Origin of the sequence: Ramlibacter tataouinensis TTB310, assembly GCF_000215705.1 — a bacterium.
In the GTDB taxonomy this organism is placed as follows: Bacteria; Pseudomonadota; Gammaproteobacteria; order Burkholderiales; family Burkholderiaceae_C; genus Ramlibacter; species Ramlibacter tataouinensis.
In genome coordinates this window covers 23,165-42,255 of record NC_015677.1, presented here as the reverse complement: position 1 = coordinate 42,255, position 19,091 = coordinate 23,165, and the positions used below count along the sequence as shown (strand labels likewise).

Here is a 19,091-nt window from a genome sequence, read left to right as displayed (position 1 = left end):
AAGGAAGAAGAACCCATGGCCAAAATCATCGTCGTCACCTCGGGCAAGGGCGGCGTGGGCAAGACCACGACCAGCGCCAGCTTCGCCTCGGGCTTGGCCCTGCGCGGCCACAAGACCGCCGTGATCGACTTCGACGTGGGCCTGCGCAACCTGGACCTGATCATGGGTTGCGAGCGCCGCGTGGTGTACGACCTGATCAACGTGATCCAGGGCGAGGCCACGCTGAACCAGGCCCTGATCAAGGACAAGAACGCCGAGACCCTGTTCGTGCTGGCCGCCTCGCAGACGCGCGACAAGGACGCGCTGAGCAAGGAGGGCGTGGAGAAGGTGCTCAAGGACCTGGACACCCTGGGCTTCGAGTACATCGTGTGCGACTCGCCGGCCGGCATCGAGACCGGGGCGCTGATGGCCATGCACTTCGCCGACGAGGCGCTGGTGGTGACCAACCCCGAGGTGAGCTCGGTGCGCGACTCCGACCGCATCCTGGGCATGCTGTCGTCCAAGACCAAGCGGGCGATCGAGGGCAAGGAGGCGATCAAGGAGCACCTGCTCATCACCCGCTACAACCCCAACCGGGTGGACCAGGGCCAGATGCTCTCGCTGGAGGACATCCAGGACATCCTGCGCATCCCGCTGATCGGCGTCATCCCCGAGAGCGAGTCCGTGCTGCAGGCCAGCAACCAGGGCACGCCGGCCGTGCACCTCAAGGGCACCGACGTGGCCGAGGCCTACCAGGACGTGGTGGCGCGCTTCCTCGGCGAGGAGCGCCCGATGCGCTTCGTCGACGCGCAGAAACAGGGCTTCCTCAAGCGGCTGTTCGGCGGGAGGTAAGGCATGGCCTCGTTCCTGTCATTCCTGCTGGGCGAGAAGAAGAAGACCGCCACCGTCGCCAAGGAGCGGCTGCAGATCATCCTGGCGCACGAGCGCAGCGGCCGCAACGCCGCCGAGCCCGACTGGCTGCCGGCGCTGCAGCGCGACCTGGTCGCGGTCATCAGCAAGTACGTCAAGATCGCCCCGGGCGACATCAAGGTCCAGCAGGGCCGCCAGGACAACCTGGAGGTGCTGGAAGTGAAGATCGAGCTGCCCGACGGCAGGTAACGGGCGCCGCGCCCGGGCCGCTGTGCTTGACCTCGCGCGGGCGCGGGGCGATAAAGCCTTTCATGGCCGTCTCCACCCTGGTGCGCGTGACCCGCGCCTATGCCTGCAGCGCCGAGCGCGTCTACGACGCCTGGCTCGAACCCGCCACCGCCCGCCGCTTCCTGTTCACCACCCCGCTGCACGGGGAGGTGGTGCGCTGCGAGATCGAGCCCGGCATCGGCGGCCGCTTCACCGTGGTCGACCGGCGCAGCCTCAACGACGGCGAGGGCTGGCTGGACGTGGTGCACACCGGCCGCTTCCTGCAGCTGGACCGGCCGCGCCGCATCGCGTTCGCCTTTGCCGTGCCCACCTGGTCGCCCGCCGAGACCACGGTCATCATCGACATCACGCCCCAGGGCGACGGCTGCGATCTGGTGCTGCGGCACGACTTGGGCCCCGAGGTGGACGGCGACGCGACGGTAGAGCGCGCCGAGCAGGGCTGGACGCAGATGCTGCTGGCGCTGGAGCGCGCGCTACAGGACGCGTAGGGACCGCAGCGCCAGGGCCCCGGCCGCCGCGCCCGCCGCGCTGACGAAGGTGCCCCAGGCCATGTCGATGAAGGTCAGGCCCAGCGGCCAGTCGCGCATCACGGCCAGGTTGGTCAGGTCGTAGGTGCCGTAGGCGAACAGGCCGAACAGCGCGCCCAGCGCCAGGGCGCGCCCCCAGTCGCCGCCCGAGGGCAGCACCGCGAACACCACCAGCCCCACCGGGTACAGCAGGTAGAACGCCGCGGCGGCCCACAGGTTGGGCCGGGGCGCCAGTAGGTGCGCCATGCCGCCCTGGTACCAGTCGACGGCGATCACGCGCAGCCAGAGGTAGTCCAGCACCCCGACGGCAAGCAGCGCGGCTAGGTAGGTCAGGGCGTGTCGGCTCATGGCTGCGGTGTACCACAAGCTCGAGCTCGGCTGTTTCCATTCCCGAAACAGTGCATCCACGCGCGCCGGGCTTGCGGGGCAAAACTTCCGCGCCATCTGGGTCTCAGTGGAAGACGCCGGCATCTGCCGACGTCGACCCGCCGGAGCCGGCGGCAGTCCCAGCCGGCCCGTACGCATCCCCTCATCAACGGAAGGAACACCATGAACCGCAAGACCATCTCCGCCCTCGTCGCTGCCGCCGGCCTGGCCGCCGCCGGCGCCGCCTCGGCCGGCACCGCCTACGTGGGCGACGTGACCTACGACACCACGCCGTTCAACGCCACCAAGAGCCGCGCCGAAGTGCGCGCCGAGCTGGAGCAGTCCCGGCGCGCCGCCAACCCCTGGTCGCGCAGCTACAACCCGACCGCCGGCTTCCAGGGCGAGCGCAACCGCGACGAGGTGCGCGCCGAGTACATCGCCAACCGCGAGGAAGTGGCCGCGCAGAACGCGGAAGTGGTCGACCTCCCGCGCCTACAGGCCGTGGCCGGCCAGGAAGACGCCGCCCGCGTGGCAGGCCAGCTGCAGCCGCGCACGGCGCAGTAAAGCAGCCATCGCTGCACACCGGCAGAAGGAAGGGGGCGCAAGCCCCCTTTTTCATGCCCGGGTCAGCCGGCGCCGCCGACGTTGCCGCCGCGCGTGCTGCGCCCGCCGCCCTTGCCGCCGGTGCGCGCCTGCACCACGTTCATCGTGCCGGCGGTGATCTGCCGCTCGTGCCGGCTTTCCGGCGTGCGCTGGCCCTGGTTGGTCTGCGTCGGCTCCTGGTGGCCCACCTTGTTGTGGTCGTTGGCCAGCTTGGGCGTGCCCGGCAGCTGGTGGTCGGCCGGGTTGCCCTTGGCCTGGGCGCGCTGGGCCTGCTCGGCGGCGCTGCCCTTCATCAGGCGGTCGGAGTGCTTGTCGCGGTTTTGCTCGCTGCGGATGAAATCCTGCTTCTTGCTCATGATGGCTTGTCCTCGTGGGGTCCGATGGGGTGAACTTCCTCGTACTCGGGATGGTTGTGCTTGGCCGAGCCGGGCTCGGCCAGCTTGCGATGGGCCTGCGCGACGGCCTGGGCCGGCAGCACCTTGGATGCGATCACCTGGGCCTTGCTCTTCCAGCCGGTGACCACGTCGGCCTCGCCCTTGCGCATGGCGTCGAAGCCCATGCGGGCCACCATGGCCGGGTCGTCCTTCTTCATGTCGGCGCCCACCTTGGTGTCCAGCAGGTCGGCGCGCACGAAGAACTCGGTGTCGGTGGGCCCGGGCATCAGCAGGCTGACGGTGACGCCGGTGTCCTGGATTTCGTTGCGCAGCGCCTGCGCGAACGAGTCGACGAAGGCCTTGCTGCCGTTGTAGACGGCGTGGAAGCTGCCGGGCTGGAAGCCGGCGATCGAGCCGGTGATCAGGATGCGGCCGCGGCCGCGCGCCACCATGCCGCGCGCCACCTGCTGCACCAGGTAGATGGTGCCGGTGACGTTGGTGTCGATCACGTGCTGCACGGCGGTGAAGTCCTGCTCCAGGAACGGGCCGCCCAGGCCGTGGCCGGCATTGGCCATCAGCGCGTCGACCTCGCGGCCCTGCAGCGCGTTGACCAGCTCGTCCACGCCCTGGCGGCTGGCCAGCTCGGTCTGGATCGCGTCCACGCGCTGCGCGCCCAATGACTTGAAGTCGGCCACGGCCTCGTCCAGCGAGGTGTCGGCCGCGACCACCAGGTCGTAGCCGTGTTCGACGGCGCAGCGCGCCAGGTGGTAGCCGATGCCCGACGACGCGCCTGTCACGACGGCCAGCGGACGGGGTGCCTTGCTTTCCATGGGTGTGCTCCTGCTGCATGCATTGAGGGAATGGACCATTGTGGAAAGCGGGCATCCGCGGGGCTGTCGGACAACACCGGCCATCGGCACCGGTCTTGTGTCGCGGTGCAAGCGGCGCAACACGCGCCCCGCAGGCCAGGGGCTCAGGCTCGGCGTCAGCGGCCGTCGGTGGCCGGGCGGCGCCGGGCGGAACCCGGCTGGGCCACCCAGCGGTGCGCCTCGGCCACCAGCTGCGCCGGCATGAGCTGGGCGCCGGCGGCCTGCAGCTTGTTGTGCCAGCCGGGGATGATCTCGGAGCGGCCTTGCAGCAGGGCGTCGAAGCCGGCGCGGGCCACCTCGGCCGGGTCGTCCTTGGGCAGGTCGGCGCCGAGCTTGGTGTCCAGCATGCCGGCGCGCTGGAAGAACGCGCTCTCCGTCAGGCCGGGCATCAGCAGCGTCAGCGTCACGCCGGTGTCGCCGATCTCGTTGCGCAGCGCGCGCGCCCAGGAATCGATGAAGGCCTTGGTGCCGTTGTAGACCGCGTTGTACGCGCCGGGGAAGAAGGCGATGGAGCCGGTGACGAGGATGCGCCCGCGCCCTTGCTGCACCATCGCGCCGGCCAGCCTGTGCACCAGGTACAGCGTGCCGGTGACGTTGGTGTCGATCACGTTCTGCAGGATGGCGAAGTCCTGGTCGAGGAAGGCGCCGCCGCGGCCCTGGCCGGCATTGGCCAGCAGCGCGTCGACCGGCCGGCCCTGCGTGGCCTCGCACACCGCATCGACGCCCTGGCGCGTGGCCAGGTCCACCTGCAGCGCCTGCACGCTGCGGCAGCCCAGCGCGCGCAGCTGCGCCACGGCGTCCTCCAGCGGCCGGTCGGCCGCCACCACCAGGTCGTAGCCATGCTGCACGGCACAGCGCGCCAGGTGCAGGCCGATGCCCGAGGAGGCGCCGGTGACCACGGCCAGCGGCCGTGCGGAGGGTTCGGTGCTGTCCATGGCAGGTCGCTTTCAGTGCCACCCATTGTCGAAGCGCGAACTCCGCGCCCCATGTCGGACGGCACCGGCGGCCCGTGATGCCTTGTGACGCAGTGCAAGCACCGGCAACAAGGATCGAGGCGCAGGCGAAGCCGGCCTACAGCCAGGCGGCCGGCGGCTGCGGATACTGTCGATAAGCACAGTGCCCGAGCACGAAAGGAATGCCATGACCGACAAGCGCACCCAGGCCCAGGCCGACCACAGCAACATGGAGAAGGACCCGGCCGACTGGGTCACCGGCGACGAGCCCATGACCGGCGCCCAGCGCTCCTACCTCAAGACCCTGAGCGAGGAAGCCAGGGAGCCGTTCGACGAGAACCTCAGCAAGGCGCAGGCCTCACGCCGCATCGACGAGTTGCAGGAACGCACCGGCCGCGGCAAGGACGGCAGCCAGAACGGCCGCAATGTCAGTAGCGACGGCAGCAGCGGCGGCGGCGAACGCCCCAACGCCGAACAGGCCGAGCGCGCCAGCGCCGCCGAGCAGAACACCGTGGCCAGCGGTTATCCGGGCGCCTGAGCCCGATGCAGCCTCTTACCCGCGCAGCCCTTTTGTTGCACGGCTGAGCAGACCGGCCGGTCATGTTTGGGCCGAGGATGTGGCGCGTCCGTTCTCTTCGGTTGCATGGCTCTTCAGATCTTCCATCCCCCGGCCAGGGCGCCCTGGCGCACCGCGGGCCTGCGCCCCTATGGCGCCGCGGCCGCCATCAGCGCCGCCTTCATCCTGCTGCGGCTGGCGCTGGAGCCGGTGCTCCAGGGCCAGGTGCCCCTGCTGGTCCTGCTGGCCGCGCCCCTGCTGACCTGCTGGTACTTCGGCTTCGCCCCGGCCCTGCTGGCCACGCTGCTGTGCGCGCTGTTCGGCGAGTGGCTGTTCGTGGCGCCGCGGTTCGACGCGGTGCCGCAGAACCCCGTCGAGTGGGTGCGGCTGGGCGTGTTCCTGCTGTACGCGCTGGTGTTCAGCTGGCTGATCGACACGCGCCACCGCGCCCTGCACCTGCTGCTGCGCGAGCGCGAGGACCTGATCGCCGCCCGGGACGAGCTGGCCCGGCGCGAGCAGCAGGCGCGCGAGGCGGCGCGGCAGGCCGAGGCCGACAAGGCCCTGCTGCTGGCGGCGCGGGCGGCCGCGGGCGAGAGCGACGCCATGTTCCGCACCCTGTCCGACAACATCGCGCAGCTGGCCTGGATGACCGACGAGACCGGCTTCATCCGCTGGTACAACCGCCGCTGGTTCGAGTACACCGGCACCACCAGCGAGCAGATGAAGGCGTCGGACTGGCGGCAGGTGCACCACCCGGAGCACATGGACCGGGTGCTCGCCAAGTTCCGCCGCCACATGGGCACCGGCGAACCCTGGGAGGACACCTTCCCGCTGCGCCGCCATGACGGCGAGTACCGCTGGTTCCTCTCGCGCGCCTTCCCGCTGCGCGACCGCGCCGGCCGCATCGTCAGCTGGTTCGGCACCAACACCGACATCCACGCCCAGCACCAGGCCGAGGAAGCCCTGCGCCAGGCCGACCGGCGCAAGGACGAGTTCATCTCCGTGCTGGCGCACGAGCTGCGCAACCCGCTGGCGCCGGTGCGCAACGCGGTGGAGATCCTCAAGCGCGTCGCGCAGCCCGAGCCGCGCGTGGAGCGCGCCCGCGACGTCATCGCGCGCCAGGTGGCGCACATGGTGCGGCTGATCGACGACCTGCTGGACGTCTCGCGCATCGCCCGCGGCAAGCTCACGCTGCGCAAGGAACGCTGCGACCTGGCCGCCATCGCGCGCCAGACCGCCGAGGACTACCGCGCCAGCCTGCAGGCGGCCGGCCAGCAGCTGGAGCTGCACCAGCCGCCCGGCCCGGCCTGGGTGGAAGGCGACCCCGTGCGCCTGGCGCAGATGCTGGGCAACCTGCTGACCAATGCGGCCCGCTTCACCAACGGGCCGGGCACGGTGCGCGTGCGCACCGCCGTCGACGAGGCCGGGCGCAGCGCCCTGCTCACCGTCCAGGACACCGGCGTCGGCCTGCCGCCGGAGCTGCTGGGGCGCCTGTTCGATCCCTTCGAGCAGGCGGCCCAGGACAGTGCGCGCACCCAGGGCGGCCTGGGCCTGGGCCTGGCGCTGACCAAGGGCCTGGCCGAGCTGCACGGCGGCAGCGTCAGCGCCGAAAGCGCCGGCCCCGGCCAGGGCGCCAGCTTCACCCTGCGCATCCCGCTCAGCCCCGAGCAGCCGCCCGCCGTGCCGCGCGGCGAAGCGCGGCCGGCCGAGCCGCAGGCGCGCCGCATCCTGGTGGTGGAGGACAACCCCGATGCCGCCGCCACCCTGGGCGAGCTGCTGCAGCTGGGCGGCCACCAGGTGGAGGTCGCGCACGACGGCCGCAGCGGCGTCGCCGCGGCCCGGGCGCTGCGGCCGGACGTGGTGATCTCCGACCTGGGCCTGCCCGGCGAGGTGGACGGCTATGCGCTGGCGCGCGCCCTGCGCCAGGAGCCGGCACTGGCCGGCACCCGGCTGATCGCGCTGTCCGGCTATGCCGACGAACAGGCGCGCCGCCGCTGCCGCGAGGCCGGCTACGACACCCACCTGCCCAAGCCGCCCGACCTGGCGGCGCTGGACCGCGCCATCGAGGCAGCCGGCGGCCAGCCGGCGTAGCCGCCGCCGGCGGGGGCGGATCGGCGAAACAGCCGTGCCAGACCGCGGCGCACGGCAGGCGCGACCATGGCCTACAGCCATTGTCCGGCCAGGCGCCATACTGGCAGCTGCAAGCTGTTACTTCACGCCGACCGAAAGAGGCACCCCATGGCCGCCGCCACCCGCTCCCGTCCCACCCAGCCGCCCCGCGGCGCGCCCGTGGCCGCTCCCGCCACGCTGATCGAGGAGGAGGAGCGCAGGAAGACCGTCAAGAAGAAGGACGTCAAGGAGCCGCCGCGCGTGGTGGCCGATCGTCCCCGCACCGGCCGCAGCACGCCGCTGGGCCGCAAGACCGAGAGCCCGGCCAGCATCAAGACCGCCGGCCCCAGCGGGCAAAAGGGCGGCACGCAGCACCAGAAGCTGCACACCAACAAATAGCGTCACCGGCGGAACCGCCCGGTCCCCGGATCGATGCCGACCGCGGCATCACCTGCCTCCCAGCCGTCGCCGGGCGCCATCACCTTGTCCGGCGTCATGGGCGTGCTGCGCACCCGCCGGCCGGTGGCATGGTAGATCGCGTTGCTGATCGCCGCGGCCACGCCCACGATGCCGATCTCGCCCACGCCCTTGGCGCCGATGCGGCTGACCACGCGGTCGTCCTCCGGCACGAAGACCACGTCGATGTCCTGCACGTCGGCGTTGATGGCCACGTGGTACTCGCTGAGGTTGTGGTTCATGAAGCGGCCCAGCCGGTGGTCGGTGTGGGTCTCCTCGTGCAGCGCCTGGCTGATGCCCCAGACCACCCCGCCCATCACCTGGCTGCGGGCCGTGGTCTCGTTGACGATGCGGCCGGCCGCCACGGCGCTGACCACGCGCGTCACCCGCACGGTGCCGAACTCCTCGTCCACCCGCACCTCGCAGAACACGGCCGAGTGCGTGGCGCACACGTGCTTGCGCTGCTGCAGCTTGTTGGGCAGCTGGAAGTAGCTCTCCTCGATGGGCCGGCCCCACCAGGCCAGCAGGTCGGCCAGGGGCAGGGCGCCCGCCGGCGCCGGCTCGGCCTGGCCGTCGGCGCGCTTCCAGCGCATCTCGCCGTGCAGCAGCAGCACCTCGTCCGAGCGGGCCGAGTCGCGGAACGGCGAGTCCGGCATCACGCGGGCGATGCTCCACAGCTTGCGCTGCAGCCGCTCGCACACGCCGACGATGGCCGAGCCGATGGTGGCCACGTGCGAGGAGCCGCCCTCGACGGGCGCGAACGGCAGCGTCGAGTCGCCCAGCTGGAAAGCCACGTTCTCCATCGGCAGGCCCATGGCCTCGGCGCCCAGCTGGCTGAACGCCGTGTAGCTGCCGGTGCCGATGTCGCTGGCCGCGCTGGACAGCACCAGGCGCCCATCGGGATGCAGCACGGCGCGCACGCGCGCGAGCATCTGCAGCGCGTCCCATTGCCCGGTGGCCATGCCCCAGCCGACCAGCTCGCCGCCTTCCTGCAAGGAGCGCGGCTGCGGGTTGCGCCGCTCCCAGCCGAAGCGCCGGGCGCCCTGCTCGTAGCAGGCGCGCAGCTCCTTGGTCGAATAGGGCGTGCCGCCGGCCGGGTCGACGTCGGTGTAGTTCTTCAGGCGCAGGGCCAGCGGGTCCATCTTCAGCGCATAGGAGAGCTCGTCCATAGCGACCTCCAGCGCATGCACGCCGTGCGCCGCGCCGGGCGCGCGCATGTCCAGAGGCGTGTACTGGTCCAGGCTCACCACCTCGTAGCGCAGGCGGACGTTGTCGCACTTGTACAGCTGCCCCGACCAGTTGACCACCACCTCCACGTAGTCCTCGAAGCGGGAGGTCTCGTGGATGCATTCGTGGATGATGGCCTTGAGCGTGCCGTCGCGCTCGGCGGCCAGCTGCACGTGCTGCCAGGTCTCGGGCCGGTGCCCGAAGCTGAACATCTGCTGGCGCGTCAGCACCACGCGGACCGGCTGCTCCAGCCGCAGCGCCGCCATCACCGCCAGGTACAGCTGGTACTGCGGCCGCAGCCCCGAGCCGAAGGCGCCGCCCACGAAGGGGTTCTTCACGGTGAGCTTCCTGGCCGGGATGCCGAAGGCGCGCGAGATCGCCGAGCGGCTGTTGATCGAGCTCTGCGTCTTGTCGTACACCACCATGTGGCCGTCGGGCTCGAACAGCACCGTGCTGGCATGCATCTCCAGCGGGTTGTGGTGCTCCACGCCGTGGTGGAAGTGCATGTCCACCTGCACCGGCGCGGCCGCGAAGGCCGAGTCGGCCTGCCCGGTGGGCCCGGGCGGCGCGGAAAAGCCCGCCTTCATGCGCCGCGGCTCGCGGGCGCGGTGCAGGTTCTCCAGCAGGTTGGTCTCGTGCGGCTCCTCCTCGTAATCGGCCCGCACCAGCGACGAGGCGTAGCGCGCCTCCTCGAAGGTGCGCGCCACCACCAGCGCGATCGGCTGGCCGCTGTACAGCACGCGGTCGTCGTACAGCGGCTTGAACGGCGTGCCCGAGGGCGAGGTCATGTCCTTGTAGAACAGGCCCAGCTTGCGCATGCGCGGCCGGTTGCCGTGCCACAGGATCTCCACCACGCCGGGCGCGGCCAGGGCCTCGCCCAGGTGCAGCTGGCGGATGCGCCCGCGCGCGACGCCGCTGCACACCACCACGCCGAACAGCATGTCGGGCGCGACGTGCTCGGCCGCGTAGCGCGCCCCTCCCGTCACCTTGGCCCGGCCGTCCACGCGCGGCGTGCCCTGGCCGGTCTTCACGTGGCCGGTGCCCGGCTCGGCCACCGGCTGCACGTCCCGCTGGCGGGCCTCGATGCTGGCTTCCAGGACTTTCATGCGCGGTCCTCCCCGGTGTTGCTCAGGATGCCGCGCGTGGCCATCTGCAGCGCGCGCACGACGGCGCGGCGCGCCAGCGGGATCTTGAAGGCATTGCTGCCCGGGCCCTCGCCGCAGGCCTGCGCGCCCTTGAGCACGTCCTGCGCCGCCGCGCCGAAGGCCTCGGCCGTGGCCGGCTGGCCGGCCAGCAGCGACTCGGCCGCCAGGTCGCGCCAGGGCTTGTGCGCCACGCCGCCGACGGCGATGCGCGCAGTGCGCACCGTGCGGCCGTCCTCCTCCAGCTCCAGCGCCGCCGCCACCGACACCAGCGCGAAGGCATAGGAGGCGCGTTCGCGGATCTTGAGGTAGCTGCTGTGCGCCGCGAAGCCGGCGGCCGGCGGCAGGTCGATGGAGGTGATCAGCTCGTCGTGCGCCAGCGTGGTGTCGATGTCGGGCCGGTCGCCCGGCAGGCGGTGGAACTCCAGGATCGGGATGGACCGCCCGCCGCGCGGCGAGCGCACCTGCACCACCGCGTCCAGCGCGGCCAGGGCCACCGCCATGTCCGACGGGTGGGTGGCCACGCAGTGCTCGCTGGCGCCCAGGATGGCGTGCTGCCGCGCCAAGCCGCCCTCGCGCGGCGGGCAGCCGGTGCCGGGCTCGCGCTTGTTGCACGGCACCTGCGAATCGTAGAAGTAGTAGCAGCGGGTGCGCTGCAGCAGGTTGCCGCCATTGCTGGCCATGTTGCGCACCTGGGGCGAGGCCGCGGCCAGGATGGCGGCCGACAGCAGGGGGTAGCGCTCGCGTACCAGCGGGTGCCAGGCGGTGTGCGCGTTGCGCGCCGTCGCGCCCAGGCGCAGCCCGCCATCGGGCAGCTCGGTGATCCCGGCCAGCGGCAGCCGGTTGATGTCCACCAGCTGGCGCGGCCGCATCACGTTCTCCTTCATCAGGTCCAGCAGGTTGGTTCCGCCGGCGATGAACTTGGCGAACCCCTCCGCGGTGGTGGAACCCGGCCCCTCGCCGATCTGCTCCAGCGCCCCATCCACCTCGGGCGCCAGGCTGTAGCTGAAGTTATTCATGCGCCGGCCTCCTGTTGCTGCTGCCCGCCGGCCAGCGCCACCTCGGCCACGGCACGCGCGATCTGCACGTAGGCGCCGCAGCGGCAGACGTTGCCGCTCATGAGCTCGCGCACGTCGTCCAGGGTGCGTGCCCGCCCTTCGTTGATCAGCCCCACCGCCGAGCAGATCTGCCCCGGCGTGCAGTAGCCGCACTGGAAGGCATCGTGCCGCATGAAGGCCTGCTGCAGCGGGTGCAGCTCGGCCACCGGCGCGGTGGCGGGCGCCAGGCCTTCCACCGTGGTGATCTCGGCGCCGTCGCGCATCACCGCCAGGGTCAGGCAGGAGACGATGCGCTCGCCGCCATCCAGCACCGTGCAGGCGCCGCACTGGCCGTGGTCGCAGCCCTTCTTGGGGCCGGTGATGTCCAGCTTGTCGCGCAGCAGGTCCAGCAGCGTGACCCAGGGCTCGACGTTGAGCACATAGGGCGCGCCGTTGATGCGCAGGCGGATGCGGTGGCGCGCGGGCGGCGCCTCGGTGTTGCGGGCATGCAGGGGCTGGCTGGCGGACATGGGCTGGCCTTGGTGGACGGAGCCGGCCATTCTCAAAGCCGCCTTGGGGCCGCCGTGTCGGACATCGGCGCTAGCGTTGTCGAGCCAGGCGCGGCGCCTAGTGGCAAGCCCCATGCTGGGCTGTCGGGCCGAAAGCGAAAATACGCGCTCCCCCAAGAGACAAAAGGCCCTTCATGAAGCTCTCCTCGCTCCTGCGCGCCGCGGCCCTGGCCGTGCTGGCCGCTCCCTTTGCCGCGCCCTCGCTGCACGCCCAGCAGGCCTACCCCAGCCGGCCGGTGCGCCTGGTGGTGCCGCAGTCGCCCGGCGGCGCCTCGGACGCGCTGGCGCGCATCGTGGCCCAGAAGCTCGGCGAAAAGTGGGGCCAGCCGGTGGTGGTGGACAACCGCGCCGGCGCCGGCGGCAACATCGGCATGGACGCGGTGGCCAAGGCGCCGGGCGATGGCTACACGCTGCTGATGTCGTACGTGGGCTCGCACGCCATCAACCCCAGCATCTACAAGAAGCTGCCCTTCGACCCGGTGGCCGACTTCACCGCCGTGGCCACGCTGGCCAACGTGCCCTTCGTCGCCGTGGCCAACCCCCGGCTGCCCATCGCCAGCGTGAAGGACCTGGCGGCCTACGCGGGCCGGCAGCCGGTGACCTTCGGCTCGGCCGGCAACGGCTCGGTCAACCACCTGCTGGGCGAGATGTTCAACTCGTCGGCCTCGGTCAAGATGACCCACGTGCCGTACAAGGGCGCGGCGCCGGCGCTGACCGACCTGCTGGCCGGGCAGATCCAGGTGGTGTTCACCAGCCTGCCCTCGGTGTCGCAGCACATCAAGGCCGGCACGCTCAAGGGCCTGGCCGTCACCGGCACCAAGCGCTCGGCCGCCTTCGGCGACATCCCCACCTTCGCCGAGCAGGGCTATCCGGCCTTCGACAGCAGCTTCTGGTTCGCCATCTTCGCCACCGGCGGCACGCCGCCGGCCATCGTGCGGCAGATCAACGCCGACATCAACAAAATCCTGGAGGAGAAGGACACGGCCGAGAAGTTCGCCGCCCAGGGCGCCGAGGTGTCCATCACCTCGCCGCAGGAGCTGCAGGCCATGCTGCGCAACGACATCCAGCGCTGGGCCGTGGTGGTCAAGCAGTCGGGCGCCACCGCCGACTGAGCGCCGCCGCGCAGATCTCCCCACCCACGACAAGCAAGACCGCTCCCATGCAAGTCCGAAAACTCGCCGGCGCCCTGGGCGCCGAACTCTCCGGCATCGACCTGCGCCAGCCGCTGGACAAGTCTGGCGCCGCCGAGGTGCGCCAGGCGCTGCTGCAGCACGGCGTCATCTACCTGCGCCGGCAGCCGCTCAGCCCGGAACAGTTCCTGGCGTTTGCGCGCGCCATGGGCGAGCCCATCGAGTACCCCTTCGTCAAGGGCATCGAGGGCTACCCGCAGATCATCGAGGTCAAGAAGCTGGAGCACGAGAAGGTGAATTTCGGCGGCATCTGGCACTCCGACACCACCTACCTGGAGGAGCCGCCCATGGGCTCCATGCTGCTCTCGAAGCAGGTGCCCCCTTATGGCGGCGACACGATGTTCGCCTGCCAGTACGCGGCCTACGAGGCGCTGTCGCCCACCATGAAGCGCCTGCTGGACGGCCTGGTGGGCATCTCCAGCTCGGCCAAGGCCGACGTCTCCAAGACCCGCGAGGACCGCATCAAGTCCGACGGCACCGGGGAGGCGAAGAAGGAGTACCGCGCCGAGCATCCCGTGGTGCGCACCCATCCCGAGACCGGGCGCAAGGCGCTGTACGTGAACGTGGCGCACACCGCCGGCATCCAGGGCCTGAACGACGAGGAAAGCGCGCCCTTGCTGCAGTTCCTGTTCGCGCACCAGGTCAGGCCCGAGTTCACCTGCCGCATCGCCTGGGAGCCCGACGCCGTCGCCTTCTGGGATAACCGCTGCGTGCAGCACAACCCGGTCAACGACTACCACGGCCACCGGCGCGTGATGCAGCGCATCACCCTGCGCGGAGACAGGCCGGCATGAGCGGCAGCGCACCCGGCGCCCGCGACCTGGGCCTGCGCGGCGACCGCTTCCCGCCGCTGGCCTACGAGGCCATGACCCCCGAGCAGCGCGCCATGGTCGACGCCGTGCTGGCCGGCAAGCGCGGCTCCATGCAGGGCCCCTACAACGTGCTGCTGCGCAGCCCCGCCATGGGACAGTTGGCCCAGGCTTTCGGCGAGCACACGCGCTTCAACTCCTCGCTGCCGCTGCGGCTGAACGAGCTGGCCATCCTGCTCGTGGCGCGCGAATGGACCTGCCAGTTCATGTGGCACGCGCACCGTGCCATCGCCCTGGGCGCGGGCCTGCCCGAGGCGGTGATCGACGCCATCGCCGAGCGCCGCACACCCGACGCCATGCAGGACGACGAGGCCGCCGTCCACGGCTTCTGCACCGAGCTGCTGGCCACCCGCCGCGTGGGCGACGCCACCTTCGCCGCCACCAAGGCCGCCTTCGGCGAACGCGGCGTGGTCGACCTGATGGGCACCATGAGCTACTACACCCTGGTCGCCATGGCGCTCAACGTCGACCGCTACCCTTTGCCCGCTGGCGCTTCACCCGCACTGGGGTGAGGCCGCCGCAGCATCCCCACCGCCAGCACCGCCGACCCCAGCGCCGCGACCGCACCCGCCAGGTACACCGCTCCCAGCCCGGCCTGGATCGCCAGCGCGCCGCCCAGCGGCGCCGACAGGCCCATGGCGATGTCCTGGAACACCACGTAGCCGCCCATGGCCGCGCCACGGCTTTGCGGCGGCGCGCGGCGCACCGCCTCCACGCCGAAGCCCTGGAAGGCCAGCGCATAGCCCGCGCCCGTGAGCGCCGCGCCCGCGCAGGCCCACACCGGCCCGGGCGCCAGCCAGATCAGCCCCTGGCCCACCGCCTCGATGGCCACGCACACCGCGGCCACGCGTGCGCCGCCCAGCTGGTCGGGCAGGTGCCCGGCCACCACCCGCGCCAGGATGAAGCCGCCGCCCAGCGCAGTGAAGGCCAGCGCCGCCCCGCCCCAGCCGCGTTGCACGAACAGCAGGGCCACGAAGGCATTGATCACCGCATAGCCCACCGAGCACAGCGTCAGCCCCAGGCCCGGCAGCCGGATCGCGCCCAGCACGCGCCAGAACGGCGGCCGCCGTTGCGTGCCCGGCGCGATGCCCGGGATCCTGGCCACGATGCCCGCTGCCAGCAGCGGCACGACCAGCGTAGCGACTGCGATGCCCGCGAAACCGAAGCGCTGCCACAACGCGGCGCCGAGCGGCGCGCCGGCCGCGTAGGCGCCGAACAGCGCCATGCCCACCCAGCCGATCACCTTGCCGGCATGGGCCGGACCCACGCGCGCAATGCCCCAGCTCAGCGCCCCGGTGATGATGAAGCTCTCGGCCACGCCGGTGACCAGGCGCGCGCCCACCAGCACGGCCAGCGAGGCGCCCGGCCGCCCCGGCGCTTCGACCGCCAGCGAGGCCAGGTACACCGCGCCCACGACGCAGGCGCCCAGCAGCCCCGCCAGCATGGCCCGGCGCGGCCCTCGCGCGTCGGCCACCTCGCCCGCCCAGGCCCGCCCGAGCAGGCAGGCCGACAGGTACTGCGCGCCCATGACCACGCCCACGATCAGCGTCCCCTGTCCCAGTGCGCCGTTCACATGCCGCGGCAGCACCGGCAGCGCCATGCCCATGGCCAGGAAGCCCACGAACACCGCCGCGGTGAGCGGCAGCAGCGGCAGGAAGGTGGACCAGAGGGAGGAAGAAGCGGGCGCGGGTACGTCGGTCACAGATAGCTGCGATGAGAGTGCCCAGCGAGCGTACGGCAAGCCTCAGCCCAGCAGGTCTGCCAAGACGTAGAGCCCACGCCTAATCCGGCTGAAGAAGCGATTCGACGGCCGCACGCAGCGCAGGCAGCGAGTACTCGATCACGCCCCAAACGGTCGCGTGGTCCACCATGGCATAGCCGTGGATCAGCTGGTTGCGGAAGGCAACGATCTGCGGAAGGTGCGGGATCTTGGATGCCATGGCCGCGTCCGTCTTGGAGAGCTGATTCAACGCTTCTCCAATCACCTCGAACTTGCGTTCCACCGCCGAGTGCACCAAGGCAGACTGTGCGTACCCTGTCGCGTCGAGTCCAGCGACAAAGGACTCGATCGCAGTGATCGCCTCACGCACATCCCACAGCCACGCGCGCGGATCACGCTGCATAGACGACTTCGCGCGTGCTGTTGACGTTCGCCAGCAGGTAGGGGTTGCGCAGGGTGGCAGGCTCTACCAAGTCGACAGGCCGCTGCAGCAGCTGTTCAAGGTCGCTTTTCAAGGCGAAGTAGGCTTCCAGCCCGCGCTTGGACTCAGGTGCGAACTCCACCAGGAAGTCGGCGTCGCTAGTGGCCGGGTCGAAGTCCCACCCGCGGGCCGCCGAGCCGAACACCTCCAACCGGCGGACAGGGTGCCGGCGGCAGATACCGAGGATCTCGGCGCGTTTCTGATCGATAAGCGGGTGCATGGGTGGGCAAAGTGTAGCGAGCACCTCACCCCAGCGGCCGCACCCCGAACAGCCAGCCGTGGGCCCAGAACGCGAACACGGCCCACAGCACCACCCCACCCGCCATCGCGATGCCGGTCTTCGCTCCCTCTCCCCCTGGGCCGGGGTGAGGGCTGGCCTCCCGATGCCCCGCCAATGGCCGGCGCCGCGCCGAGCGGAAATCCAGCACCGCCCACACCAGGAAAGCGCCGAACAGCACCACGTCGGCCAGCGTGCCGTTGGCCAGCAGGTGCGCCAGGGCCCAGACCTTGACGCCCAGCACCATGGGATGCTGCAGCCGCCGGCGGATCGCATTGCCCGGCACGTAGGCCGCCACCAGCAGCACGAAGGACACCAGCATCAGCAGCGCCGCGAGGTGGTTCATGCCGCGCGGCGGGGTCCACAGCACCACCGGCTGCTGCCGGGCCAGCCCGTAGCCCCAGACGATGAGCACCAGGCCGGCCAGCGAGATCAGCGAGTACACGCCCTTCCACGCCTTCTTGCCGGTACGCACGAGGGTCCGCGTGCGCCAGCCGTCGGCCACGATGCGCGCCGAGTGCGCACCCAGGAACAGCACCAAGCCCAGGATCAGAACGCCCATGCCACCTCCCGTGATGAACGGGCCGATGATAGGCGCCCGCCTCAGGCTCAGCGCTCGGCCGGCTGCCCCCCCGCGCTGCGCACGCTCAGCCACATGGTCAGGGCCAGGATGCCCACCACCACGCCCAGCGACACGCCCACCGGGATCTTGTAGACGTCGATCAGGCACATCTTGGTGCCGATGAACACCAGGATCACCGCCAACCCGTAGTTGAGCAAATGGAACTTGGCCGCCACCGCCGCCAGCAGGAAGTACATGGCGCGCAGGCCCAGGATGGCGAAGATGTTGCTGGTCAGCACGATGAACGGGTCGGACGTGATGGCGAAGATGGCGGGGATGGAGTCCACCGCGAAGATCACGTCGGTGAAGGCCACCATGCAGATCACCATGAAGAGCGGCGTGGCGATCCTCTTGCCGTTCTCGAGGGTGAAGAATTTCTCGCCGTCGAAGCCGCGGCTGACCGGCAGCACGCGGCGCAGCAGCTTGAGCGCCGGGTTCTCGTCGAGCGCCGGCTCCTTGCCCGCGGCCCACCACATCTTGACGCCGGTGAGGATGAGGAAGGCGCCGAAGACGTACAGGATCCAGTGGAACTGCGCCAGCAGCCAGCCGCCCACCAGGATCATCACCGTGCGCAGCACGATGGCGCCGATGATGCCGATCATCAGCACCCGCTTCTGGTAGGCCGGCGGCACCGCGAAGTAGGTGAAGATCAGCAGGAACACGAAGATGTTGTCCACCGCCAGCGACTTCTCGATCAGGTAGCCGGTGAGGAACTCCAGCGACTTCTCGGTGGCCAGGTCGTTGGAGCCGGTGCTGTCCTTCACCGCCCACCACAGCAGGCCGTTGAACACGAAGCTCAGCGCCACCCACACCAGCGACCAGTTCAGCGCCTCCTTGACGCCGATCTCGTGCGCGCCCTGCTTGCGCAGCACGACGAAGTCCACGAACAGGGACACCAGCACGATGCCGGTGAAGGTGGCCCACAGCCAGAGGGGTGCGATCGTTTCCATGGGGGCAGACGATAGGCGGATCCGTCCGATGGAAAAAGCGGACAATCTCGAACGGACCCTCCCGAAAAACCGAAGCTTTGCGAAAGCCGCGCATGAGCACCCCGTTCAGCTATCGCCACCTGTACTACTTCTGGGTCGTGGCCAAGGAAGGCGGCGTCACCCGCGCCGCCGACCGGCTGGGCATGGCGGTGCAGACCGTCAGCGCCCAGGTGCGCGAGCTGGAGCGAGCGCTAGGCCATGCCCTGTTCAAGCCGGCCGGCCGCGGCCTGGCGCTGACCGAGGCCGGCCGCGCCGCGCTGCACCAGGCCGACCAGATCTTCCAGCTGGGCGAGACCCTGCCCACCCTGGTGCGCGAGGCGGCCAGCACCCCCAGCCTGCGGCTGGCCGTGGGCATCTCGGACGGCCTGCCCAAGATGGCGGTGCGCCACCTGCTGGACCCCATCATTCACGCGCCGCACCTGCGCCTGCTGTGCCACGACGGCGAGTTCGACGACCTGCTGGGCGAGCTGGCGCTGCACCGCCTGGACATGGTGATCGCCGACCGGCCGGCGCCGGCCAACCCCAGCATCAAGCTGTACAGCCATGCCCTGGGCGCCTCGCCCATCGCCTGGTACGCCGAGGCCTCGCTGCACGCCAAGGCGAAAAAAGGCTTTCCGCAGTCGCTGGCCGAAGTGCCGGTGCTGCTGCCCACCGTCCACACGGCCGTGCGCGACCGCCTCGACCACTGGTTCGACCGGCAGGGCATCCGCCCGCGGGTGGTCGGCGAGTTCGAGGACAGCGCCTTGCTCAAGACCTTCGGCGCCAGCGGCATGGGCGTGTTCCCGGCCGCGGCCCTGGTGGACGACGAGCTGCGCCAGCGCTGGCGGGTGCGCCATGTGGGCGACTGCGCCGGCGTGGAGGAGCATTTCATCGCCATCACCAGCGAGAAAAAGGTCCAGCACCCCCTGCTGCGGCAGCTTACGCAGCCGCGCTGACGCGCGGAAATCTTTTGTGGAGAAGCTGGCCCTTGTCTTCTCTCTTAAGAGTTCTATTTCAAATTAGTAGTAGTAGTAAGGGC

Annotated in this window: 23 protein-coding genes; 11 read left to right on the top strand and 12 right to left on the bottom strand. The window is 70.8% G+C overall.

Annotated elements, in window-relative coordinates; translation table 11 throughout:
• Nucleotides 1–15 precede the first annotated feature (15 nt).
• The 3 genes from minD (at nucleotide 16) to RTA_RS00160 (ending at nucleotide 1,625) form a co-directional block, all read left to right on the top strand.
• Nucleotides 16–831, top strand: coding sequence for a septum site-determining protein MinD (gene minD, locus RTA_RS00170; RefSeq protein WP_013899328.1), 816 nt, complete (start codon nucleotides 16–18; stop codon nucleotides 829–831).
• A 3-nt stretch (nucleotides 832–834) separates the two neighbouring features.
• Nucleotides 835–1,098, top strand: a complete 264-nt coding sequence (gene minE, locus RTA_RS00165) for a cell division topological specificity factor MinE (protein WP_013899327.1) — start codon at nucleotides 835–837, stop codon at nucleotides 1,096–1,098.
• A 62-nt stretch (nucleotides 1,099–1,160) separates the two neighbouring features.
• Nucleotides 1,161–1,625 carry an SRPBCC family protein gene (locus RTA_RS00160; RefSeq protein WP_013899326.1) on the top strand — a complete coding sequence of 155 codons (465 nt, stop codon included), beginning with the start codon at nucleotides 1,161–1,163 and terminating at the stop codon, nucleotides 1,623–1,625.
• Here the strand turns inward: RTA_RS00160 and RTA_RS00155 are convergent.
• Nucleotides 1,611–2,012, bottom strand: coding sequence for a DUF2177 family protein (locus RTA_RS00155; RefSeq protein ID WP_041674910.1), 402 nt, complete (start codon nucleotides 2,010–2,012; stop codon nucleotides 1,611–1,613). The genes RTA_RS00160 and RTA_RS00155 overlap by 15 nt on opposite strands.
• Nucleotides 2,013–2,213: 201 nt before the next feature.
• Between RTA_RS00155 and RTA_RS00150 the strand changes: the two genes are divergently transcribed.
• Nucleotides 2,214–2,594: a DUF4148 domain-containing protein gene (locus RTA_RS00150; protein WP_013899325.1), complete on the top strand. Its 381-nt coding sequence runs from the start codon at nucleotides 2,214–2,216 to the stop codon at nucleotides 2,592–2,594.
• Between the two features lie 62 nt (nucleotides 2,595–2,656).
• On the opposite strand, the gene RTA_RS00145 is transcribed toward RTA_RS00150, so the two are convergent.
• From RTA_RS00145 to RTA_RS00135, 3 genes are all read right to left on the bottom strand, one after another.
• Nucleotides 2,657–2,989 carry a hypothetical protein gene (locus RTA_RS00145; protein WP_013899324.1) on the bottom strand — a complete coding sequence of 111 codons (333 nt, stop codon included), beginning with the start codon at nucleotides 2,987–2,989 and terminating at the stop codon, nucleotides 2,657–2,659.
• A complete protein-coding gene (locus tag RTA_RS00140) occupies nucleotides 2,986–3,837 on the bottom strand; it encodes an SDR family NAD(P)-dependent oxidoreductase (protein WP_013899323.1) in 852 nt (283 codons plus the stop codon). The genes RTA_RS00145 and RTA_RS00140 overlap by 4 nt, the downstream gene beginning before the upstream one ends.
• A 155-nt stretch (nucleotides 3,838–3,992) precedes the next feature.
• Nucleotides 3,993–4,811, bottom strand: a complete 819-nt coding sequence (locus RTA_RS00135; RefSeq protein ID WP_013899322.1) for an SDR family NAD(P)-dependent oxidoreductase — start codon at nucleotides 4,809–4,811, stop codon at nucleotides 3,993–3,995.
• A gap of 205 nt (nucleotides 4,812–5,016) precedes the next feature.
• Here RTA_RS00135 and RTA_RS19990 point away from each other — a divergent pair, with 205 nt between their 5' ends.
• The 3 genes from RTA_RS19990 to RTA_RS00120 all read left to right on the top strand — a co-directional run bounded on the left by RTA_RS19990 (nucleotide 5,017) and on the right by RTA_RS00120 (nucleotide 7,893).
• Entirely contained in the window at nucleotides 5,017–5,367 is a 351-nt protein-coding gene (locus RTA_RS19990; RefSeq protein WP_013899321.1) for a DUF3072 domain-containing protein, read from the top strand.
• Between the two features lie 105 nt (nucleotides 5,368–5,472).
• Nucleotides 5,473–7,476 (top strand): hybrid sensor histidine kinase/response regulator, encoded by a 2,004-nt coding sequence (locus RTA_RS00125; RefSeq protein WP_143762871.1) that lies wholly within the window; start codon nucleotides 5,473–5,475, stop codon nucleotides 7,474–7,476.
• 147 nt (nucleotides 7,477–7,623) lie between these two features.
• A complete protein-coding gene (locus RTA_RS00120) occupies nucleotides 7,624–7,893 on the top strand; it encodes a hypothetical protein (protein ID WP_013899319.1) in 270 nt (89 codons plus the stop codon).
• Nucleotides 7,894–7,895: 2 nt separating this feature from the next.
• Here RTA_RS00120 and RTA_RS00115 read toward each other — a convergent pair whose 3' ends face one another.
• From RTA_RS00115 to RTA_RS00105, 3 genes are read right to left on the bottom strand one after another with little or no spacing between them, the layout of a single operon-like run.
• Nucleotides 7,896–10,283 carry a xanthine dehydrogenase family protein molybdopterin-binding subunit gene (locus RTA_RS00115; RefSeq protein WP_013899318.1) on the bottom strand — a complete coding sequence of 796 codons (2,388 nt, stop codon included), beginning with the start codon at nucleotides 10,281–10,283 and terminating at the stop codon, nucleotides 7,896–7,898.
• Nucleotides 10,280–11,338 carry an FAD binding domain-containing protein gene (locus tag RTA_RS00110; protein WP_013899317.1) on the bottom strand — a complete coding sequence of 353 codons (1,059 nt, stop codon included), beginning with the start codon at nucleotides 11,336–11,338 and terminating at the stop codon, nucleotides 10,280–10,282. Before RTA_RS00110 ends, RTA_RS00115 begins: the two co-directional genes overlap by 4 nt.
• The gene (locus RTA_RS00105) at nucleotides 11,335–11,886 is read right to left on the bottom strand and encodes a (2Fe-2S)-binding protein (protein WP_041674909.1); all 552 of its coding nucleotides are present in this window, start codon (nucleotides 11,884–11,886) and stop codon (nucleotides 11,335–11,337) included. Before RTA_RS00105 ends, RTA_RS00110 begins: the two co-directional genes overlap by 4 nt.
• A gap of 173 nt (nucleotides 11,887–12,059) precedes the next feature.
• On the opposite strand from RTA_RS00105, the gene RTA_RS00100 reads away from it, so the two are divergent.
• The 3 genes from RTA_RS00100 to RTA_RS00090 are packed head-to-tail and all read left to right on the top strand — an operon-like array spanning nucleotide 12,060 to nucleotide 14,496.
• Nucleotides 12,060–13,037, top strand: coding sequence for a Bug family tripartite tricarboxylate transporter substrate binding protein (locus tag RTA_RS00100; RefSeq protein ID WP_013899315.1), 978 nt, complete (start codon nucleotides 12,060–12,062; stop codon nucleotides 13,035–13,037).
• A gap of 47 nt (nucleotides 13,038–13,084) precedes the next feature.
• Nucleotides 13,085–13,909: a TauD/TfdA dioxygenase family protein gene (locus RTA_RS00095; RefSeq protein WP_013899314.1), complete on the top strand. Its 825-nt coding sequence runs from the start codon at nucleotides 13,085–13,087 to the stop codon at nucleotides 13,907–13,909.
• Complete coding sequence (locus RTA_RS00090; protein WP_049871179.1) at nucleotides 13,906–14,496, top strand: carboxymuconolactone decarboxylase family protein; 591 nt, start codon at nucleotides 13,906–13,908, stop codon at nucleotides 14,494–14,496. The genes RTA_RS00095 and RTA_RS00090 overlap by 4 nt, the downstream gene beginning before the upstream one ends.
• Here the strand turns inward: RTA_RS00090 and RTA_RS00085 are convergent.
• From RTA_RS00085 to RTA_RS00065, 5 genes are all read right to left on the bottom strand, one after another.
• Entirely contained in the window at nucleotides 14,457–15,686 is a 1,230-nt protein-coding gene (locus tag RTA_RS00085) for an arabinose transporter (protein ID WP_041674908.1), read from the bottom strand. The two genes, RTA_RS00090 and RTA_RS00085, sit on opposite strands and share 40 nt — an antisense overlap.
• A gap of 79 nt (nucleotides 15,687–15,765) precedes the next feature.
• The gene (locus RTA_RS00080) at nucleotides 15,766–16,107 is read right to left on the bottom strand and encodes a HepT-like ribonuclease domain-containing protein (RefSeq protein ID WP_013899311.1); all 342 of its coding nucleotides are present in this window, start codon (nucleotides 16,105–16,107) and stop codon (nucleotides 15,766–15,768) included.
• Entirely contained in the window at nucleotides 16,097–16,405 is a 309-nt protein-coding gene (locus RTA_RS00075) for a nucleotidyltransferase family protein (protein WP_041674907.1), read from the bottom strand. The genes RTA_RS00080 and RTA_RS00075 overlap by 11 nt, the downstream gene beginning before the upstream one ends.
• A gap of 25 nt (nucleotides 16,406–16,430) precedes the next feature.
• Nucleotides 16,431–17,024 (bottom strand): NnrU family protein, encoded by a 594-nt coding sequence (locus tag RTA_RS00070; RefSeq protein ID WP_013899309.1) that lies wholly within the window; start codon nucleotides 17,022–17,024, stop codon nucleotides 16,431–16,433.
• Between the two features lie 47 nt (nucleotides 17,025–17,071).
• On the bottom strand, nucleotides 17,072–18,034 hold the full coding sequence (locus RTA_RS00065; RefSeq protein ID WP_041674906.1) for a TerC family protein: 963 nt from the start codon (nucleotides 18,032–18,034) through the stop codon (nucleotides 17,072–17,074).
• A gap of 92 nt (nucleotides 18,035–18,126) precedes the next feature.
• On the opposite strand from RTA_RS00065, the gene RTA_RS00060 reads away from it, so the two are divergent.
• Nucleotides 18,127–19,008 carry a LysR family transcriptional regulator gene (locus RTA_RS00060; protein WP_041674905.1) on the top strand — a complete coding sequence of 294 codons (882 nt, stop codon included), beginning with the start codon at nucleotides 18,127–18,129 and terminating at the stop codon, nucleotides 19,006–19,008.
• The last annotated feature ends 83 nt before the right edge of the window (nucleotides 19,009–19,091 follow it).

What these genes read in the sequence shown, in the direction of transcription:
- RTA_RS00095 (WP_013899314.1), top strand. Translation starts at nt 13,085, where the DNA reads ATGCAAGTCCGAAAACTCGCCGGCGCCCTGGGCGCCGAACTCTCCGGC.
- minE (WP_013899327.1), top strand. Translation starts at nt 835, where the DNA reads ATGGCCTCGTTCCTGTCATTCCTGCTGGGCGAGAAGAAGAAGACCGCC.
- RTA_RS00070 (WP_013899309.1), bottom strand. Translation starts at nt 17,024, where the DNA reads ATGGGCGTTCTGATCCTGGGCTTGGTGCTGTTCCTGGGTGCGCACTCG.
- RTA_RS00150 (WP_013899325.1), top strand. Translation starts at nt 2,214, where the DNA reads ATGAACCGCAAGACCATCTCCGCCCTCGTCGCTGCCGCCGGCCTGGCC.
- RTA_RS19990 (WP_013899321.1), top strand. Translation starts at nt 5,017, where the DNA reads ATGACCGACAAGCGCACCCAGGCCCAGGCCGACCACAGCAACATGGAG.
- RTA_RS00160 (WP_013899326.1), top strand. Translation starts at nt 1,161, where the DNA reads ATGGCCGTCTCCACCCTGGTGCGCGTGACCCGCGCCTATGCCTGCAGC.
- RTA_RS00125 (WP_143762871.1), top strand. Translation starts at nt 5,473, where the DNA reads ATGGCTCTTCAGATCTTCCATCCCCCGGCCAGGGCGCCCTGGCGCACC.
- RTA_RS00155 (WP_041674910.1), bottom strand. Translation starts at nt 2,012, where the DNA reads ATGAGCCGACACGCCCTGACCTACCTAGCCGCGCTGCTTGCCGTCGGG.
- RTA_RS00115 (WP_013899318.1), bottom strand. Translation starts at nt 10,283, where the DNA reads ATGAAAGTCCTGGAAGCCAGCATCGAGGCCCGCCAGCGGGACGTGCAG.
- RTA_RS00145 (WP_013899324.1), bottom strand. Translation starts at nt 2,989, where the DNA reads ATGAGCAAGAAGCAGGATTTCATCCGCAGCGAGCAAAACCGCGACAAG.
- RTA_RS00065 (WP_041674906.1), bottom strand. Translation starts at nt 18,034, where the DNA reads ATGGAAACGATCGCACCCCTCTGGCTGTGGGCCACCTTCACCGGCATC.
- RTA_RS00120 (WP_013899319.1), top strand. Translation starts at nt 7,624, where the DNA reads ATGGCCGCCGCCACCCGCTCCCGTCCCACCCAGCCGCCCCGCGGCGCG.
- RTA_RS00060 (WP_041674905.1), top strand. Translation starts at nt 18,127, where the DNA reads ATGAGCACCCCGTTCAGCTATCGCCACCTGTACTACTTCTGGGTCGTG.
- RTA_RS00105 (WP_041674909.1), bottom strand. Translation starts at nt 11,886, where the DNA reads ATGTCCGCCAGCCAGCCCCTGCATGCCCGCAACACCGAGGCGCCGCCC.
- RTA_RS00080 (WP_013899311.1), bottom strand. Translation starts at nt 16,107, where the DNA reads ATGCAGCGTGATCCGCGCGCGTGGCTGTGGGATGTGCGTGAGGCGATC.
- minD (WP_013899328.1), top strand. Translation starts at nt 16, where the DNA reads ATGGCCAAAATCATCGTCGTCACCTCGGGCAAGGGCGGCGTGGGCAAG.
- RTA_RS00100 (WP_013899315.1), top strand. Translation starts at nt 12,060, where the DNA reads ATGAAGCTCTCCTCGCTCCTGCGCGCCGCGGCCCTGGCCGTGCTGGCC.
- RTA_RS00075 (WP_041674907.1), bottom strand. Translation starts at nt 16,405, where the DNA reads ATGCACCCGCTTATCGATCAGAAACGCGCCGAGATCCTCGGTATCTGC.
- RTA_RS00140 (WP_013899323.1), bottom strand. Translation starts at nt 3,837, where the DNA reads ATGGAAAGCAAGGCACCCCGTCCGCTGGCCGTCGTGACAGGCGCGTCG.
- RTA_RS00090 (WP_049871179.1), top strand. Translation starts at nt 13,906, where the DNA reads ATGAGCGGCAGCGCACCCGGCGCCCGCGACCTGGGCCTGCGCGGCGAC.
- RTA_RS00135 (WP_013899322.1), bottom strand. Translation starts at nt 4,811, where the DNA reads ATGGACAGCACCGAACCCTCCGCACGGCCGCTGGCCGTGGTCACCGGC.
- RTA_RS00110 (WP_013899317.1), bottom strand. Translation starts at nt 11,338, where the DNA reads ATGAATAACTTCAGCTACAGCCTGGCGCCCGAGGTGGATGGGGCGCTG.